Source organism: Streptomyces sp. OZ13, from assembly GCF_052068155.1.
Taxonomy (GTDB): domain Bacteria; phylum Actinomycetota; class Actinomycetes; order Streptomycetales; family Streptomycetaceae; genus Streptomyces.
On record NZ_JBQHCZ010000002.1, the window covers coordinates 236,145 to 253,650 of the forward strand.

Genomic DNA, 17,506 nt, shown 5'->3' on the forward strand with positions numbered 1-17,506 from the left:
ACCAAGCTTCCCTCCGGTGCGGGGTGTTGACGGCGTCTATTGGTCCGATGAATATGGATCGACGGACGTCCGGATCCACTGGCGAGGGGACAGCAGCCGGATGCGACGCAGCACGCTGGGACACAGCGCGGTCGAGATCACCGAACTGTCCTTCGGGGCGTCCGGCATCGGAAACCTCTACACATCCGTCGGCCCCGAGGACGCGGCCGCCACGGTCGACGCCGCATGGGACGTGGGCATCCGCGCCTTCGACACCGCACCCCACTACGGGCTCGGGCTGGCCGAACGACGACTCGGCGAGGCGCTCCGTGCCCGGCCGCGCGGCTCGTACACGCTGTCCACCAAGGTCGGCCGGCTGCTCGAACCGTGCCCGGTGGCGGGCGACGACCTGGCCCACGGCTTCGCCGTACCAGCCGACCACCGGCGGGTATGGGACTTCAGCGCCGACGGCGTCCTCCGCAGCATCGAGGACAGCCTCCGGCGCCTCGGTCTCGACCGCGTCGACGTCGTCCACCTCCACGATCCCGACGACCACGCGGAGGCCGCCTTCCGGCACGCCTACCCGGCGCTGGAGAGACTGCGGGCCGAAGGCGTCGTCGGCGCGATCGGAGCGGGCATGAACCAGGCGGCGATGCTCGCCCGCTTCCTGCGCGACACCGACGTCGACGCCGTCCTGTGCGCCGGCCGCTACACACTGCTCGACCAGAGCGCCCTCACCGACCTGCTGCCCGAAGCGGCGGCCCGCGGCAAGAGCGTCGTCGTCGGCGGCGTGTTCAACTCCGGGCTGCTCGCCGATCCCCGCCCCGGCGCCCGCTACGACTACACCACCGCGCCGCCGCACCTCGTGGCGCGCGCCCTCCGCCTCAAGGCGACCGCCGAACGCCACGGCGTACCCCTGCGTGCCGCCGCCCTCCACTACTCCCTCGGCCACCCGGCCGTGGCGGGCGTCCTCACCGGCGCCCGGTCCGCCGCCGAAGTACGCGACACCGCCGAGCAGCTCGCGACACCCGTCCCGGCCGCGCTCTTCGACGAACTGCGCGCGGAGGGACTGCTGCCGGACACGCCCCGGCGACCGTCGCCCCGGGCGCCCGGCGGCCTCGGAGCAGCGCGCCGGTGAACGTCGTCGACGCGCACCACCATGTGTGGGACCTCTCGGTACGGGACCAGGAGTGGATCAGTGGCCCGGCGACGGCCGCGATCCGGCGTTCCTTCGGCATCGAGGAGCTCACGCCCCTGGCCCGTGCGGCGGGGGTACGAGCCACCGTGCTCGTCCAGACGGTGTGCGCCGTGGAGGAGACCCCCGAGCTCCTTGCCCTCGCCACCGCCGACAACCTCGTCGCCGGGGTCGTCGGATGGACCGACCTCACCGCTCCCGACGTCGCCGGCAGCCTCGCCGCCCTCCGCGAACTCCCCGGCGGTGACCGGCTCGTCGGTGTCCGCCACCAGGTCCAGAGCGAACCGGACCCCCACTGGCTGCTGCGCCCCGACGTGCTGCGCGGCCTCGCCGCCGTCGCGGAGGCCCAACTCGCCTACGACCTCGTGGTGCTGCCGCACCAACTGCCCGCGGCGGCCGGGGCGGCAGCGAGGGTACCCGGACTCACCTTCGTGCTCGACCACCTCGGCAAACCGCCCGTCGCCTCGGCCGAACCCGGGCCCTGGGCCCGCGCGGTACGCGCTGTGGCGGCGCAGCCCAACACCGTCTGCAAACTCTCCGGTCCGGTGACCGAAGCCGACTGGTCCACCTGGACCGTCGCCGGTCTCCGCCCCTGGGCGGACACGGTGCTGGAGGCCTTCGGACCGGACCGGCTGATGTTCGGCTCCGACTGGCCGGTGTGCAACCTCGCCGCCGGTTACGCGGAGGTCCTCGGCGCGGCCCGGGCGCTGACCGCGCACCTCGGAGAGGAGGAGCGGCGATCCGTCTTCGCGGGCACGGCGACGCGCGTCTACCGCCTCTGAGTCGGGCCCCGCGTGGAGGGCCACCGCGGGATCCGGTCCGGCGCGCGGCGCGCCGCCCGCTGCGGCAGGGTGGGGTTATGCCCGAACTGCCCGAGGTCGAAGCGCTACGGGAGTTCCTCGACGCCCGACTCGTGGGCCGGAGGATCGAACGTGTGCTGCCGGTGGCCATCAGCGTGCTCAAGACCTACGACCCGCCGCTCTCCGCAGTCGAAGGAACGGAAGTCACCGCCGTTCAACGGCACGGCAAGTGGCTCGACATCACCGCGGGCGGCCTCCACCTCGTCGCCCATCTCGCCCGCGCCGGCTGGCTCCAGTGGAAGGACGAACTCCCCGCGCAGCCGCCCCGCCCCGGCAAAGGTCCGCTGGCGCTGCGAACGGTACTGGCCGGGGGCGGCGGCTTCGACCTGACGGAGGCCGGGACCACCAAGCGGCTCGCCGTGCACGTCGTCCGGGATCCCGCCGAGGTGCCGGGCGTGGCGCGGCTCGGACCCGACCCGCTCTCGGACGACTTCGACCGCGCCGCCTTCGCCAGGGTCCTCGAGGGCGAGCGACGCCAGATCAAGGGCGCGTTGCGCGACCAGGGTCTGATCGCCGGCATCGGCAACGCGTACAGCGACGAGATCCTGCACGCCGCCAAGATGTCGCCGTTCAAACCCGTGCAGAACCTCGGTGACGAAGAGACCGACACCCTGTACCAGGCGCTGCGGACCACCCTCGCCGACGCCGTGGAACGCTCACGGGGACTGGCGGCGGGCCGGCTCAAGTCGGAGAAGAAGAGCGGCATGCGCGTCCACGGCCGCACCGGCCAACCGTGCCCCGTATGCGGTGACACCGTCCGTGAAGTGGCCTTCAGCGACTCGTCGTTGCAGTACTGCCCCACCTGTCAGACCGGGGGCCGCCCCCTCGCGGACCGACGGCTCTCCCGGCTGCTCAAGTGACGCCTGCCGCTCTCCCGCCGAACGGGTGAAGCCCGGCCGGAAGCGCGGAAGCGTCAGCCGCCGATCGACAGCAGCCGCTCCCCGCTCTCCGCCCGGACCTCCCAGCGGCCGATCTCCGCAGTGTGCAGCCCGGTGCTCGCCTCGAGGTCCAGCGGCCCCTCCCGGCCGGGTCCTTCCCGTACGCCGTACCCTCCCTCCGGCACCCACCAGCTCAGGACCGGGTGCTCCACCCCGTCCTTGCCGATCGCAACGAGCCGGCAGGTGCGCGGTCCGGCGAGCCCGGTGAGCCGCATCGCGACCGCCGTGCCCCAGCCGCGGTCCTCCAGTGCCACGGAGGCGGTGACGCCCGTCGCCGGATCCGACGCGACGACCCGCGGCGTCGCGGGCTCCCCGGCGCCCCGGACCGTCATCACCGCGGTGGGCAGCGCGACGATCAGCGACGCGGCCACGGCCACCAGCGCCAGCCGCCGCCGACGGTCACGGCGACGCCGCACCGCGACCGCGCCGGTGAGCCGCTCGAGCAGTGCGGGACCGGGGCGGGCGTCGATCCGGCCGGGACCGGCGAGTTCGGAAAGAGCACCGGCGAGGGCGGTGAAGTCGGACAGCCCCACGGCACACGTGACACAACCGGCAAGGTGCTCCTCGAACCGGAACGCGTCGGCCGGTTCCAGGATGCCCAGCGCGTAGGCGGCCACATCCAGGTGCGGCTGCTGCCGGCTCATGGGCGGTCCTCGATTCCTCAGGTGTTACGGGCGGTCACCCTGGAATACGCAGCGGGAAGGCGATGCGCTCAACCCGTCGGCGAGGCGAGCGCGATCGCAAAGCCGGCCGTCCTCCCGCGGCCGGGCCGGCCGCCCCTCCCGGGGCCGTGGCCGCAGCGCGCGGACCACGCCTAGACTCCGCTGCATGCTGCGCGTACTGGCTGTCGACGACGAGAAACCGGCGCTCGAAGAGCTGCTGTACCTCCTGCGTGCCGACTCACGGATCCGCAGCGCCGAGGGCGCCACCGACGCCACGGAGGCGCTGCGCCGCATCGGCCGGGCCCTGGAGGCCGGACCGGACAGTGAGGACGCCATCGACGTCGTCTTCCTCGACATCCACATGGCGGGGCTGACCGGGCTCGACGTCGCCAGGCTGCTCGCCGGGTTCGCCAGGCCGCCGCTGATCGTCTTCGTCACGGCGCACGAGGGTTTCGCGGTCCAGGCGTTCGACCTCAAGGCCGTCGACTACGTCCTCAAGCCGGTCCGCAGGGAACGACTCGCCGAAGCCGTGCGCCGGGTCCGCGACCTGGTCGTCCCCCTGCGCGAACAGCAGCGGCCGGACGCGTCCGCCGCGCCGGCCCACCTCCCTGCGGGCGCGACCGCGCCGGCCGCGCCGAACGGCGGGGGAGCGGAGCAGATCCCCGTGGAACTCGGCGGAGTGACCCGCTTCGTGCCCGTGGACGACATCACCTACGTCGAGGCACAGGGCGACTACGCCCGGCTCCACACCGCCGCGGGCAGCCATCTGGTCCGTATCCCGCTGTCCGCCCTGGAGGAGCGCTGGGCCTCCCGCGGGTTCGTCCGCATACACCGCAGCCACTTGGTGGCCCTGGGCCGCATCGACGAACTGAGGCTGGACGCCGGCACCACGACCGTACGCGTCGGGGACGCCGAACTGGCGGTCAGCCGCCGTCACGCCCGTCAGCTGCGTGACCTGCTGCTGCGGCACGCGCGGGGCTGAGGCGACCGTTCGGCGATCATCGCCGACCGTTCGTCGCCCGGACCGGGCCGCACGGCGACGCGGCACCGTGACCGGCCCCCGGGGAAGCGGCACGCGTCTAACGTTGAACGGGCCGGGAAGAAGGGGCCTGATGCGCGACATCGAAGCACTGCTGGACGAGCTCCGCAGGCTCCCGTCGAGCCGGCCGACCGACGCCGGGGACCTCGAAGCGCTGCTCGCCACCGCCAGGAGTGCCGCCGGCCGCTGGGCGGACGTGCTCTACGAGATCCGGGAGTCGGCGCGGGGCCTCGCGGGCCCGCGCGGGGAAGCAGCCCTCGAGGTCGCGTTCCGCAGGGCCGAGGAGTCCTACGTGGAGCTGGAGATCGCGCTGAGCGACTGCGCCCGGCACACCGGCCGCTGACCGGGTCGAGTACGGCCGGGGCGAGTGTGCCAAGGGCGGGGCCGTTCCTCTCTACCGTCGGTAATCGTCCCTGCGTAGACTCCACCATCTCCCCGAGTTCGCCGAGAGACGCTGGAGCGGACACCTATGTCTGCAGACCAAACGCCACGCCGTGAGGTGGTCACCGGTGTGCCGCGCGGCGCCCGCCGCCCGCCCGGTCATGCCCCGGCCCGCTCCGAGATCAGCGAGCAGACCACCCTCGGCACCACCTACGTGCGGTCGCTGATGCGCAGCCAGCTCCGGGCGGCCCTCTACGCGCTGGGCACCCTCGCCCTGCTCGTCGGCACGCTGCCCCTGCTGTTCGCGCTGCCCGCGGCGCTCGGCGGTTCCCCCGGCTCGCCGGAGCCCTTCGTGTGGATCGCGCTCGGCCTGGGGGTCTACCCCGTCATGTGGCTGATCGCCCGCTGGTACGTGCGCCGGGCCGAGCGCAACGAACGCGACTTCACCAGGCTCGTCGAAGGCCGCTGACGGTGCCGGCGGGAGAATCCACGTGAACCAGACCTACGCGGTGACCGCCGTCACCGTCGTGGTGCTCGCCACCGTACTCGTCGGAGCGCTGGGCCTGCGGATATCCCGCACCACCTCGGACTTCTACGTCGCCTCCCGTACCGTCAAGCCCGCCCTCAACGCGGCAGCCATCAGCGGCGAGTACCTCTCCGCCGCGTCGTTCCTCGGCATCGCGGGGCTCGTGCTCCTCCAGGGCCCGGACATGCTCTGGTACCCGGTCGGATACACGGCCGGCTATCTCGTTCTGCTGGTGCTCGTCGCCGCCCCGCTGCGCCGGTCCGGGGCGTACACGCTCTCCGACTTCGCGGAGGCACGCCTGGAGTCCGCCCAGGTGCGCAGGCTGGCGAGTCTCTTCGTCGTCGGCATCGGCTGGCTGTATCTGCTGCCGCAACTTCAGGGCGCGGGCCTGACCCTGCAGATCCTCACGGGGGCGCCCGACTGGGTCGGCGGCGTCGTCGTCGCGGTCGTCGTCACCGGGGCGGTGGCTGCCGGCGGCATGCGGAGCATCACCTTCGTGCAGGCCTTCCAGTACTGGCTGAAACTCACGGCGCTGCTGGTACCGGCGCTGTTCCTCGTGGCCGCGTGGGTCGGCGACGACGCCCCCCGGGCCAGGTTCGATGCACCCGCCGTCCTCCAGGAGCACACCGCCGTCCGCGTCGACGACACCGTCCGCGTCGACTTCGACGGGCCGCTGACACTCACCGTCTTCGGCACGGTCGACGGCGTGCGGCACGACGGCCGGCCCGTCGCACTCGACGAGGGGACCCACCGAATCGAGTCGGGCACGACCCTCGAGTTCCCCGAAGGCGCCGAGGTGCCCCGGCGGACCACCGAGGGCTCCGACCCGCTGAGCTGGTCGCAGCCGCTGTCCGGCGGCCGTGACGGCTACCAGCTGTACGCCACGTACGGCCTGATCCTCGCCACGTTCCTCGGCACCATGGGCCTGCCGCACGTCGCCGTCCGCTTCTACACCAGCCCCAACGGACGTGCCGCCCGCCGCACCACCCTCGTCGTGCTCGGGCTGATCGGCGCCTTCTACCTGCTCCCACCGGTCTACGGCGCCCTCGGCCGCGTCTACGCGCCCGAACTGGCACTCACCGGAGCCGCGGACGCCGCCGTGCTGGTGCTGCCGGAACGGATCATCGGCGGGCTCGCCGGCGAACTGCTGGGGGCGCTGCTCGCCGGGGGCGCGTTCGCCGCGTTCCTGTCCACGGCCTCCGGCCTGACCATGTCGGTGGCCGGTGTGATCACCCAGGACGTACTGCCCTCGCGGGGAGTGCGGCACTTCCGGCTCGCGACGCTGCTCGCGATGGCGGCGCCGCTGGCGCTGAGCGTGGTGGCGACCAATGTGCCCGTCGCCGACGCCGTCGGACTCGCGTTCGCCGTCTCCGCCTCCTCGTTCTGCCCGCTGCTGATCCTCGGCATCTGGTGGCGCCGGCTCACCCCGCCGGGAGCGGCCGCGGGTCTCGTCGTCGGAGGAGGCGCGGCGCTGACCGCGGTGATGGCGACGCGCACCGGTCTGGCCCCGGAGGGCTGGGCGCACACGCTGATGGCATGGCCCGCGGTCTGGTCGGTGCCGCTGGGCTTCCTGACCATGGTGGGCGTCTCCCTGGCCACCCCACGCCACATACCGGCCGGCGCCGCGGCCACCCTCGCCCGCCTGCATCTGCCGGAGGACCTCGTGGGCCGGCCGCAGACCGAAGGAGTACCGCGATGACCGGGACAGGGGTCGCCGCGCTGGCCGCGGCGGGGATCGTGCTGCTGGCCGTGGGCGTGGTGCTCGGCCGGCTGACTGCCGGACGCGGCGGGCGAGGGGACCTCGATCTCGGGACGCCCGTCGAACGGGCCACCTTCCACACGCTGCACACCGCGTCCCTCGCCGCGCCGCCGCTGCGGGCCGGCCTCACGGAGGACACGGCCCGCAAGGCGGCCCGGCGGCTGCGCCCGCTGCTCGGCACGGAGGCGCTGTGCCTCACCGACCGCGACGCGGTGCTCGCCTGGGACGGGCCGGGCGCCGACCGGCACCGGCAGCAGGTGATGGACCTGGTCGCTGAGATGCTCGACTCCGGACGCAGCCGATGCGTCCACACGGAGTGCGACGAGCTGGAGTGCCCGCTGCGCTGGGTCGTCATCGCGCCGCTGACCGGGGAGGAGGGGGTGCTCGGCGCGCTGGTCGCCTACGGCTCCCGGGAGTCGGCCGTACTGGTGCGGGCCGCCACAGAGGTGGCCCGGTGGGTCTCCGTACAGCTGGAACTCGCCGAGCTCGACCGGTCCCGAACCCGTCTGATCGAGGCGGAGATCCGGGCCCTGCGCGCGCAGATCTCGCCGCACTTCATCTTCAATTCGCTCGCGGCGATCGCGTCCTTCGTCCGTACCGATCCCGAGCGTGCCCGTGAGCTGCTGCTCGAGTTCGCCGACTTCACGCGCTACTCGTTCCGGCGTCACGGCGAGTTCACCCAGCTCGCCGACGAACTGCGCTCCATCGAGCAGTACCTGGCGCTCGCCGGGGCGCGCTTCGGCGACCGGCTCAAGGTCACGCTCCAGGTCGCCCCCGAGGTCCTGCCGGTCACCCTGCCGTTCCTGTGCCTTCAGCCTCTGGTCGAGAACGCCGTCAAGCACGGTCTCGAGGACTCGAGGAACGAGTGCCGCATCATGATCGCCGCGCAGGACGCGGGCGCGGAGGCGATGGTGACCATCGAGGACGACGGCGTCGGCATGGACCCGGAGGTGCTGCGCGGCATCCTCGCGGGGGAGCGCTCCACCGCGTCGGGAATCGGCCTGAGCAATGTGGACGAGCGGCTGCGTCAGGTGTACGGGGACGACTACGGCCTGGTCATCGAGACCGCCGTCGGCGCCGGTATGAAGATCACCGTCCGGATCCCGAAGTACCGTGCGGGGGTCCACTCCTCGGCGGGCCCGCGGCCCTGACCGGGGCCGGGCTCACCACAGATGGACGGCGAGGTGCCCGAGGGGGAGGCCCAACTCCCAAGCAGGCAGCCACACCTGGGCCGCCTCGTCCGGTAACGCGTCCGGAGGGCGGGACGGACGCCACGGCTCGAGGCCGCCGAGATCAGTGGCGAGCAGTTCGGTGTCGCACAGCCGGCGCCAGGCGTCCGCGGCGAGCGCCAGGTCCGGGTCCTCGCCGCCGTGCCGGACCCGTTCGGCCCGCACTCCGAGCTGTTCCCGTACCCACTGCGGCCAGGGGTACCCGTAGGACGTGACCGTCAGCCAGTGGTCGATACGGGCCGCCGTGGACCCGCCGGAGAGCGGTTCCTCGCCGTCGCACAGATGGATCGTGAGCGCGAGCGTCTGCCGCCCGGCCCGGAACTCGAGCGAGTCCGCCTCCACGAGGGCGCCGGTGCGCAGCATCTCGTCGGCGGTGTATTCGGCGCAGAGCCACGCCATGGGGACCGCGAGCCCGCCTCCACTGGTTCCGTTCGTGCTACCCGGCTGCACGCTGCTTCACCTTCTCCCGTACGACTGCGCCGCGCTCGACCACGAGCCTCCACCGTCAGACACGGCAACGAGGGCCGGTTTGCTCAACTGGCGCGTGACGTTTCACATATGGCCGTCCGGCTCCCGTGACCGGTGGGGGACGCGGCCATCACCGAGGCGTCCGGGGCGGAAGTGGTGCCGCGCCTGCTGTACCCGGGAAGGCAGCGGGCGAGCGCCCGGAGCGCGTAGTGCGAGCGTGACTTGACGGTGCCCGGCGGGATGCCGAGCGCCTGGGCGGCCTCGTTGACGCTCAGCCCGTGGAAGTAGATCTGGACGAGGACGGCGCGGTGTTCGGGGCTCAGCTCACCGACCGCGGCACGTACGTCCAGAGCGGCCACCGCGCTCTCGGTGACGTCGGCCGGGTCCGGCGTCGTGGCGAGCACGCCGTCGCCGATCTCCGTGGGGCGTGCCATTCGCGAGCGCCGGGCGTCGATGGCGAGGCGGCGCCCCACGGTGAAGAGCCAGGGCCGCATCGACTCGTACGGTGCGTCGAAGGCCTCGGGGTGCTGCCATGCCCGTACGAGCGTCTCCTGCAACAGGTCCTCGGCGCGCTGCTGGTCCCCGTAGGTCAGTCCCAGCAGGAAGCTCAGCAGTGCGGGGCCGTGCTCGCGCTGGAGCTCCGCCATCGCCTGTTCGTCGGTCGTCGCGGTCGCCGTCGCCATTGCCTTCACCCTTCTGCACCGAGGTCCGCTGCCACGTGGCGTATACGAACGCATCCCGCCACGCGGCGACAGACGGCGTGCGGCGGTCTGTCGGCGAACGGTCGCACCGAGCGGCGAGTGGTGCGATGAACGGTCGACCGGGCCGCCGGAGCCGGCGGAATGCGCAGGTCCGTTGAGGCGACCACGTCGGCTGTGTCGCTTGACTCGGCAGTTCCTCCCCTGTGGATTCAATTCGTCGGATAAGCCGTTAATCACACAAATTGGGAGGTCGGTCGACGATGACACGCGCGCGACCCGCACCACGGGCCACGGCGGCCCTCTGTGCCGTGCTGCTCACGGGAGCCGGTGGATGTGCCGGACAGCAGGACCCCGCTCCGTCGGCACCCCGGAAGGACCCGGACCGCACCGCGCCCCCCGCCGCGGCCGGCGCCTCCTCCGCCCCGCGCGGCTTCACCCTCGTGGCCACCGGGGACGTCCTCCCGCACGCCTCGATCATCCAGCAGGCGCAACTGGACGCCGGCGGCGCCGGCTACGACTTCCGCCCCATGCTCGCGGGCGTCGGCCCGGTTGTCTCCCGCGCCGACATCGCCCTCTGCCACATGGAGACCGTCTACGGCGAGAACGGGAACTACACGGGCTACCCCAACTTCAAATCGCCCCCGGAGATCGCCACAGCGCTCGCCGGCATCGGTTACGACTCGTGCTCCACGGCCTCCAACCACACCCTCGACGACGGCGTCGCCGGTGCGCGCCGCACCCTGGACGTGCTCGACAGTGTGGGCGTCAAGCACGCCGGCTCCGCGCGCACCCCGCAGGAGGCGGACGAACCGGCGTGGCTGACGGCTCGCGGCGCCAAAGTCGCCCAACTGGCCTACACGTACGGGACCAACGCCGAACCGCTGCCCGAGGAGGAGTCCTGGGCGGTCGACCTCATCGACGAGCAGCGCATCGTCGACGACGCCCGCGCGGCGAGAAACGCCGGAGCCGACGTCGTGGTCGTCAGTCTGCACTGGGGCACCGAATGGCAGACCGACCCCGATCAGCAACAGCTCGACCTCGGACGCTCCCTCACCGCCTCCACCACCGACGGACGCCCCGACATCGACCTGATCCTCGGCACCCACGCACACGTCCCCCAGGCGTACGAGAAGGTCAACGGCACCTGGATCGTCTACGGCATGGGCGACCAGATCGCGGGTGACATGATCAACAACGACGGGGTGCAGGACCCGCGCGGGAACCAGGGCACCATCGCCCGCTTCTCCTTCGCGCCGCCCGCCACCACCGGCGGGCGCTGGGAGGTCACGAAGGCCGAGTACATCCCGCAGTGGATGGACACCGGCGCCGGTCGCGTCGTCAATCTGCCCGAGGTGCTGCGCCGCGAAGGACCGCGCGGCGACCGGCTCGAGGCCCAGGCCGCGATCACCTCCGCCGTGCTCAGCCGCGGAGCCGCCCAGGACGGTCTCACCATGGGCCGCTGACCGCGGCGGGACGGGGCCGGGCGGTTCAGGGGACGACGGTCACCGGCCACCGCCCGGCCTTCACCAGCCGGACCGCGACCGAGCCGATGAACCGGTGGCCGGCCGACTCGGAGGCGCCCACCACCACCGCGTCCGCCTTGAGCTCGTCCGCGGCCGTCACCAGGCCGGTGTACGGGTCCCCGCGCACCGTGTGGAACTCCCAGCGCACGTCCCAGATGCCCCGCACCCGCTCGGCGGCGGCCCGGACCTCCGCGACCAACTCCTCCGCGATCTCCCCGGTCGTCTCCGCGACCGGCACGCCGAAAGCGGCGCCCGCCGGCATCACCGGCTGCACGTACACGACAGCGAGCAGCGCGCCCTGCCGCCGGGCGAGGCCGCTCGCGTACGCCGCCGCACGAAGCGAGGAGTCCGAGCCGTCGAGGCCCGCGACGATCACCTTCGGGCCGTCGGTGCCGCGTTCGAACCGGTGGAGCGGGTGCTCTGTCACACCTACGAGGTTATCGGCTCCGGCCCGCCGCCCGGCGGGCCGTCCCGGACCGGCCGCAGCTCCCCTCCGCCACTGCTCCCATCGGGTGCTTTCCCCGCTGGAACCGGTGTTGATCAGGCCGTGGCCGCATGAGCCGTGCGAGCAGTTGGCCATGAAGATGGATCAGCCGCTTCCCGGTCGCCGCTCGATGCTCCGCATCGCAGCATGCCTCGGCGCCGCCGCCGTCGGCGGACTCCTCGTCAGCGAGCGGGCCGAGACCCCGGGACGCGTCCGGGCCGGCGCCGGACCGGTCGGCGAGGGGCCCGCCGCGGGCCCGTCGGCCGCCGCCGCTCCGCCGAAGGCCACGTCCTACCGGTTGCGGCCCATGACGGCCTTCGCCCCGCCGGTCCTGCGGCGGGCGAAGCCGCCCGTGCGCAAGCGGCCCTTCCTCGAGATCCCGGACACGGGCCGCGCCATGGTGCTCACCTTCGACGACGGCCCGGACCCCCGCTACACCCCCGACATCCTCGCCGTCCTGCGCGAGCACGAGGTGCGGGCCATGTTCTTCGTCTGCGGCGAGATGGCGACCGACAATCGCGACCTGCTGCGCGAGATGGCGGCCGACGGCCACGCGGTCGGCAACCACACCTGGTCGCACCCGCTGATCCCGAATCTGTCGCCGTCCAGGATCCGCGACCAACTGGGACGCACCAGCGAGGTGATCGAGAAGACGCTCGGCGAGGCGCCGCTCTGGTACCGCGCGCCCTACGGCGCCTGGAACAGGCACTCGTTCGAGATCGGCGCCGATCTCGGCATGGAGCCGCTGGGCTGGACCGTCGACACCCTCGACTGGATGCGGCCGGGCACCTCGACCATCGTCCGGCGGGTCCTGCGCGGCGCGGCACCCGGCGTGATCGTCCTCTCGCACGACGCGGGCGGCAACCGGTCGCAGAGCGTGTCGGCGCTGCGCCGCTACCTGCCGGAACTGATCGACGAGGGCTACCGGATCACGGTGCCGCTGCGCTGATCGTCCTCAGACGGCCTTGACCTTGACCATACGGGCGAAGACGACGACGTTGCCGTCGTACCCGCCGGCCTTGGAGTAACCGCCACCGCAGGTGATCACCCGCAGTTCCGGCTGGCCGGTGTCCGCGTACACCCGCACGCCGGGGAAGTCGTTCTTGGAGAACACCTCGACGCCGTACACCTCGAAGACGGCGACGCGGCCGTCGAAGCGCGGTACCTCGATCAGGTGGCCCGTCTTGACGGACCCGAGGCCGTAGAAGACGGCGGGGCCGGCCTGGTTGTCGACGTGGCCCACGATGACGGCGGTGCCGCGCTGCCCGGGGGAGATGCCGTTCTGGTACCAGCCGGCGAGGTTGGGGTCGTGCGGCTCGGGAGCGGCCACCCAGCCGTCCTGGTCCAGTCCGACGTGCACGATCGGGGCGTCCACCTTGATGGAGGGGATACGCACCCGGGCCGCGGCGGCGTACGGCAGCGGCTCCAGCGGCACGGGCAGGAACGTCTCGCCCGACCGGTCCTGCGACGCGGCGGCCGCGGGCTGAGGCGGTCCGAGGCCCACGTCCACACCGTTCTTGACCATTGCGATGCCGGTGAGCATCACGAGAGCCAGTACGCCCCAGGGCGAGCGTCTCCTCGGTTCCCTGCCGTACCTGTCCTGGCCCATGGTTCTCCCTTCGCGCGCTTGTGGGCACGCTAAGCGGGGTGCCGCACTCCGGCGAGGGGGGAAGCGCGAACGGGTGGCCGGTGCCACTCGTGATGGCCCATCCGGGTGCTCGGCCCGCAAAAATTTCTGACGGTCTGTGACCTGCGACTCCGTCAGAGCAAGGTGTTCACCGTCGGCGTGTCGTCTCACCGGGGTGGACCAAGGCCGAAATGCGACGAAAGCACCATCCGGTGATCGTTCGTCATGGAAGACGTACTCGTCGACTATCCCGGAGCACGGCTTTGGGGCGTCTTTCCTCTGGAGGTTCAACGATGCGTGCCTCACGCGCTCTCGCAGCGACGGTGACCGCCTTCGCGACCGTCGGACTGTGCGCTCCCATGGCCGCCGCCGGTGGCGGCGACGGCCCGAGGAACGTGCAGGTCCACCCGTCGTCCGTCTTCCCGGGCGGCATTCTGACCATCACCGTCGACGGTTGCCGGCGCGGTGGCGTGGTCAGCTCGAACGCCTTCCCCGACGCCCCGCTCTCCAGTGCAGGCAGGGACCACGGCGGTGACCGGGGGGCCGGTGGCAGCGGTGGCAATGGTGGCAACGGTGGCAATGGTGGTGGCCGTGGCAACGGTGGCGTGGGTGGTGACCGGGGCGACGGTGGTGACCGTGGCAACGGTGGCGTGGGTGGCGACCGCGGCAACGGCGGCGACCGGGGCGACGGTGGCAATGGTGGTGACCGTGGCAACGGTGGCGTGGGTGGTGACCGGGGCGACGGTGGCGTGGGTGGTGGCCGGGGTGACGGTGGCGTAGGTGGTGACCGGGGCAATGGTGGTGACCGTGGCAACGGTGGCGTTGGCGGTGACCGGGGCGACGGTGGTGACCGTGGCAACGGTGGCGTGACCGTGGCAACGGTGGCGTCGGCGGTGACCGTGGCAACGGTGGCGACCGGGGCAACGGTGGCGTGGGTGGCGACCGCGGCGACGGCGGCGACCGTGGCAACGGTGGCGTTGGCGGTGACCGGGGCACGGGTGGCAACGGCGGTGAGTCGGTCGCCACCGCCCGGGTCCGCAACAACGCGACGCCCGGCAACTACAGCCTGACCGTCCGGTGCAACGACTCCCGGGAGACCGCCGGCGCGTCCTTCCGGGTTCTCCCCGCGCGCGGTGCGCAGGGCGGTCTCGGCGGATCGATCGGACCCACCGACGTCGAGATGGCGATCGGTGCGGGTCTGGTCGCCACGGCGATCGTCGGTGGCAGCCTGTTCATCGTCCGCCGCCGTCGTTCGGTCGGCGGTCAGGCCTGACCGGTCGAACCTCCCGGTCCGGCCTGACCGGTCGAACCTCCCGGTCCGGCCTGACCGGTCGAACCTCCCGGTCCGGCCGCAACCGCCCTTCGCCCCGAGTCCTTCAGAAGGACTCGGGGCGAAGGGCGGTTTGCGCCTGTTGCGGTGGGGCGGGCAGGGACGCCCGGGACCGGCCGGGCCGGGGCGGTGCCGTCATCAGTGGTGGCGGTTCGTCGACCGCCTGCGCACGACGAGCACGGTCGCTGTGGCGGCTGCCGCGACAAGAGCGCCGCCCGCCGCGATTTCCGCGGCGTTCATGCCGTCGAAGCTGCCGCCCACGCCGCCGCGCACACCCTGGGGCGGTGCGGTGGTGGCGGTCCTGGTGGAGCTGGCAGTGGGGCTCGAGGTCCCGCCGGCGATGGTGAGGTCGAGGGTGCCGATCCGGCCGATGCAGTTGAACTGCACCGAATACACGGCACCCGGCCTGGCGTCCCAGTCGACGATGGCCGTCGCTGCGCCGTTGCGGGGAATGGTGACGGTGTCGAAGACACCGGAGGTGACGGTGGTGGTGCTGGGGCAGCCACCCGCGGTCAGAGTGACACGACCGCCCGCCGCAACTGTCGAGGGCGTGACGTTGAAGTCGTACGGCGTGTTGTTGACGGCCGCGGCTGTGGGGGCCGTCAGGGCGAGTGCGGCCGCTCCGAGCAGAGCGGCGGATGCGGCACGTATCGCGCGCATGTTGGTCCTCCGGTCCCGAGGAGCAGTCGCGGAACGATTTCCGCGTGGGTCGGGAAATGCACCTCGATCACCGAAACGCTAAGAGCGGTGTTTGGCCCCCGCGATCGCTGTAGGGCAAACGGGTCATTTTTGTCTCCAGCGGATGCGGTTCTCCGGTGATGTGCTGGGGCCCCGTCACCGTCGGCGCGTTCCCGGCGCGGCAGCAGATTCGGCGCGATGCCCGTCGCTGCCGGGGACCGACGGTGGCGAGACCCTCCTTGACGAGTGGGGCGACCGTCCGGCTCGCCGCCGAGTGCGTCAAGCCTGCGATCGTCGTGCACGGGGGGGTCGGGCTCCGTGCAATCCCCGTATGCGCCGGTACTTCGACCCGGAGGCCTACCGAGGAGCGAGGGCCGGGCGGTGCGGGAGAGGGCGGCCTTCGAATGGTGCCGCTGGGAGGACGCCGTGGTGCCGCTCGAGTCGAACGGCGGATCCGGCCCGTACGGTGGCCGGCCCTCGGACGCGCGGATCGCCGCGCATTACTTCGCACCGCGCATGGCTCGAGGAAGGAGTGCTGCTGCGTGAGGCCGGCCGACTGAATGGAATTCCCGGTGCGCTCTTCCACGGCCGTCCGGCTCTCAGCACGCCGCTCGAGACGCCTTGGGAACTCAGTCGCATCTGGACCGAGGCCGAACTCGTGGTGGTGGACGACTCGGGCCACAAGTGGACTGCCACGATGCGGGACCGGGTGATCGGCGCTCTGGAGCGATTCAAGTACACCGAGTGACTGATGTGCCGCAGAGGGCAGTTGAGATCCGGCCAATTCCACGGCGGCTCCACATGGGGTGAATTCACCTGTTGGAAGCGGGATTTCAACCATTCGCGGTTGCGACTCACAAGATTTTTTCGAAGACGTTGAACAGACGCCGCCCTCCCGTCCGTACCTAGGGCCATGAACGGCGCTCCGGGCGCCGGAACCGGATGGATGAACACGGGAGTGGACATGAACACCTGGCGGAACGCCTCGCTCGCGGTGACTGCGGCGGCCGTACTCGCGCTGACGACGGCGTGCGGTCAGGAGACGGGCACCGAGACGCCCAACGGTCAGGCGGTCGGCGCGGCCAACCCCGCGCAGCCCGGGAACGGTTACGGCTCCGACGCCGGTTACGGCTCCGACGCCGGCGGCGAGGCGGCGGCCGCCTCGCCGGCGGGGCAGCTCGCGGTCTGGGAGAGCAAGGAGCTCGGCAAGGTCCTCGCCGACAGCGCGGGGCTCACCCTCTACCGGTTCGACAAGGACACCGCGGAACCGCCGAAGTCGAATTGCGAAGGCGACTGCGCGAAGACCTGGCCGGTCGTCGCCGCCGGCGGCGCCTCCGCGGCCCCCGGGGTCGACCCGTCCCTGATCGGCGAGGTCACCAGGGCGGACGGCACCAAGCAGCTCACCATCGGCGGTTGGCCGATGTACCGCTACGCCAAGGACACCAAGGCCGGTGACGTCAAGGGCCAAGGCGTGGGCGGCACTTGGTACGCGGCCGCCCCCGATGGCAAGAAGGCCGCACCGGGCGCCGGCGGGGAAGCGGGCGGCGACGAGGGCACGGAGCCCGCCGACCTCGCGGGGCTTTCCGTACGCAAGGACCCCAAGCTCGGTGAGATCGTGGTCGACAAGAACGGAATGACCGTCTACCGCTTCATGAAGGACTCCGCCTGGCCGATGAAGACCGCCTGCACCGGCGACTGCCTGAAGAAGTGGCCGGTCGTGGAGCCCGTCGACAAGAACGACACCGTCGGGATCCTCAAGAAGGGCTTCGTCACCTTCGACCGGCCCGACGGGATCGAGCAGCAGACCATCGACTGCTGGCCGATCTACACCTTCGCGGGCGACTCCAAGCCGGGTGACACCAACGGACAGGGCGTCGGCGGCACCTGGTACGCCGTCTCGCCCGAGGGCAAGCCGGTCGGAGCGCCCAAGTAGTCCCCACGCTGCGCCTCCGGCCAGCGTCGGCCCGCCCCACGCCCCTCCGCGTGACGGCGGGCCCGACGCATGCGCGGGAGCGTTTGCCGGACGCATGTGACGACGTCGCGTTCCGGTGGCGCATGACGAACAGGTGTGACCAAGAACGGACCGCTAATTTCCGTTTGGGCTCGCCCTCTTGGCGGGCGATCAGT

Annotated in this window: 20 protein-coding genes; 14 read left to right on the forward strand and 6 right to left on the reverse strand. The window is 72.1% G+C overall.

Annotated features, from left to right (window positions below):
- Positions 1-100: 100 nt before the first annotated feature.
- The 3 genes from ACTMTU_RS04685 (at position 101) to ACTMTU_RS04695 (ending at position 2,894) form a co-directional block, all read left to right on the forward strand.
- Positions 101-1,117, forward strand: coding sequence for an aldo/keto reductase (locus tag ACTMTU_RS04685; protein WP_441262160.1), 1,017 nt, complete (start codon positions 101-103; stop codon positions 1,115-1,117).
- On the forward strand, positions 1,114-1,956 hold the full coding sequence (locus tag ACTMTU_RS04690; protein WP_441262161.1) for an amidohydrolase family protein: 843 nt from the start codon (positions 1,114-1,116) through the stop codon (positions 1,954-1,956). The genes ACTMTU_RS04685 and ACTMTU_RS04690 overlap by 4 nt, the downstream gene beginning before the upstream one ends.
- A gap of 77 nt (positions 1,957-2,033) precedes the next feature.
- Positions 2,034-2,894 (forward strand): Fpg/Nei family DNA glycosylase, encoded by an 861-nt coding sequence (locus ACTMTU_RS04695; RefSeq protein ID WP_441262162.1) that lies wholly within the window; start codon positions 2,034-2,036, stop codon positions 2,892-2,894.
- Positions 2,895-2,947: 53 nt separating this feature from the next.
- Here the strand turns inward: ACTMTU_RS04695 and ACTMTU_RS04700 are convergent, their stop codons facing one another.
- Complete coding sequence (locus ACTMTU_RS04700) at positions 2,948-3,616, reverse strand: zf-HC2 domain-containing protein (RefSeq protein WP_441262163.1); 669 nt, start codon at positions 3,614-3,616, stop codon at positions 2,948-2,950.
- Between the two features lie 184 nt (positions 3,617-3,800).
- On the opposite strand from ACTMTU_RS04700, the gene ACTMTU_RS04705 reads away from it, so the two are divergent.
- The 5 genes from ACTMTU_RS04705 (at position 3,801) to ACTMTU_RS04725 (ending at position 8,490) form a co-directional block, all read left to right on the forward strand.
- Complete coding sequence (locus ACTMTU_RS04705; RefSeq protein WP_441262164.1) at positions 3,801-4,616, forward strand: LytR/AlgR family response regulator transcription factor; 816 nt, start codon at positions 3,801-3,803, stop codon at positions 4,614-4,616.
- Between the two features lie 130 nt (positions 4,617-4,746).
- On the forward strand, positions 4,747-5,016 hold the full coding sequence (locus ACTMTU_RS04710) for a hypothetical protein (protein ID WP_441262165.1): 270 nt from the start codon (positions 4,747-4,749) through the stop codon (positions 5,014-5,016).
- Positions 5,017-5,142: 126 nt separating this feature from the next.
- A complete protein-coding gene (locus ACTMTU_RS04715; RefSeq protein ID WP_441262166.1) occupies positions 5,143-5,523 on the forward strand; it encodes a hypothetical protein in 381 nt (126 codons plus the stop codon).
- A gap of 22 nt (positions 5,524-5,545) precedes the next feature.
- Positions 5,546-7,279 (forward strand): sodium/solute symporter, encoded by a 1,734-nt coding sequence (locus ACTMTU_RS04720; RefSeq protein ID WP_441262167.1) that lies wholly within the window; start codon positions 5,546-5,548, stop codon positions 7,277-7,279.
- The gene (locus ACTMTU_RS04725) at positions 7,276-8,490 is read left to right on the forward strand and encodes a sensor histidine kinase (protein WP_441262168.1); all 1,215 of its coding nucleotides are present in this window, start codon (positions 7,276-7,278) and stop codon (positions 8,488-8,490) included. Before ACTMTU_RS04720 ends, ACTMTU_RS04725 begins: the two co-directional genes overlap by 4 nt.
- 12 nt (positions 8,491-8,502) lie before the next feature.
- On the opposite strand, the gene ACTMTU_RS04730 is transcribed toward ACTMTU_RS04725, so the two are convergent.
- Positions 8,503-9,018 (reverse strand): hypothetical protein, encoded by a 516-nt coding sequence (locus tag ACTMTU_RS04730; protein ID WP_441262169.1) that lies wholly within the window; start codon positions 9,016-9,018, stop codon positions 8,503-8,505.
- An 83-nt stretch (positions 9,019-9,101) separates the two neighbouring features.
- Complete coding sequence (locus ACTMTU_RS04735; protein ID WP_441262170.1) at positions 9,102-9,719, reverse strand: sigma-70 family RNA polymerase sigma factor; 618 nt, start codon at positions 9,717-9,719, stop codon at positions 9,102-9,104.
- Between the two features lie 278 nt (positions 9,720-9,997).
- Between ACTMTU_RS04735 and ACTMTU_RS04740 the strand changes: the two genes are divergently transcribed.
- Entirely contained in the window at positions 9,998-11,200 is a 1,203-nt protein-coding gene (locus ACTMTU_RS04740; RefSeq protein ID WP_441262171.1) for a CapA family protein, read from the forward strand.
- 25 nt (positions 11,201-11,225) lie between these two features.
- On the opposite strand, the gene ACTMTU_RS04745 is transcribed toward ACTMTU_RS04740, so the two are convergent.
- Complete coding sequence (locus tag ACTMTU_RS04745; RefSeq protein WP_441262172.1) at positions 11,226-11,687, reverse strand: universal stress protein; 462 nt, start codon at positions 11,685-11,687, stop codon at positions 11,226-11,228.
- Positions 11,688-11,838: 151 nt separating this feature from the next.
- On the opposite strand from ACTMTU_RS04745, the gene ACTMTU_RS04750 reads away from it, so the two are divergent.
- Complete coding sequence (locus ACTMTU_RS04750; RefSeq protein ID WP_441262173.1) at positions 11,839-12,693, forward strand: polysaccharide deacetylase family protein; 855 nt, start codon at positions 11,839-11,841, stop codon at positions 12,691-12,693.
- 6 nt (positions 12,694-12,699) lie between these two features.
- On the opposite strand, the gene ACTMTU_RS04755 is transcribed toward ACTMTU_RS04750, so the two are convergent.
- On the reverse strand, positions 12,700-13,353 hold the full coding sequence (locus ACTMTU_RS04755) for a class F sortase (RefSeq protein WP_441262174.1): 654 nt from the start codon (positions 13,351-13,353) through the stop codon (positions 12,700-12,702).
- 591 nt (positions 13,354-13,944) lie between these two features.
- Between ACTMTU_RS04755 and ACTMTU_RS04760 the strand changes: the two genes are divergently transcribed.
- Both ACTMTU_RS04760 and ACTMTU_RS04765 read left to right on the forward strand, forming a co-directional pair.
- Entirely contained in the window at positions 13,945-14,151 is a 207-nt protein-coding gene (locus ACTMTU_RS04760) for a hypothetical protein (RefSeq protein WP_441262175.1), read from the forward strand.
- 151 nt (positions 14,152-14,302) lie between these two features.
- Positions 14,303-14,644, forward strand: coding sequence for a hypothetical protein (locus ACTMTU_RS04765; RefSeq protein ID WP_441262176.1), 342 nt, complete (start codon positions 14,303-14,305; stop codon positions 14,642-14,644).
- Positions 14,645-14,839: 195 nt separating this feature from the next.
- Here ACTMTU_RS04765 and ACTMTU_RS04770 read toward each other — a convergent pair whose 3' ends face one another.
- The gene (locus tag ACTMTU_RS04770) at positions 14,840-15,361 is read right to left on the reverse strand and encodes a hypothetical protein (RefSeq protein WP_441262177.1); all 522 of its coding nucleotides are present in this window, start codon (positions 15,359-15,361) and stop codon (positions 14,840-14,842) included.
- A 550-nt stretch (positions 15,362-15,911) separates the two neighbouring features.
- Between ACTMTU_RS04770 and ACTMTU_RS04775 the strand changes: the two genes are divergently transcribed.
- Positions 15,912-16,127: a hypothetical protein gene (locus ACTMTU_RS04775; RefSeq protein ID WP_441262178.1), complete on the forward strand. Its 216-nt coding sequence runs from the start codon at positions 15,912-15,914 to the stop codon at positions 16,125-16,127.
- Positions 16,128-16,343: 216 nt separating this feature from the next.
- A complete protein-coding gene (locus ACTMTU_RS04780; RefSeq protein WP_441262179.1) occupies positions 16,344-17,312 on the forward strand; it encodes an SCO0930 family lipoprotein in 969 nt (322 codons plus the stop codon).
- The last annotated feature ends 194 nt before the right edge of the window (positions 17,313-17,506 follow it).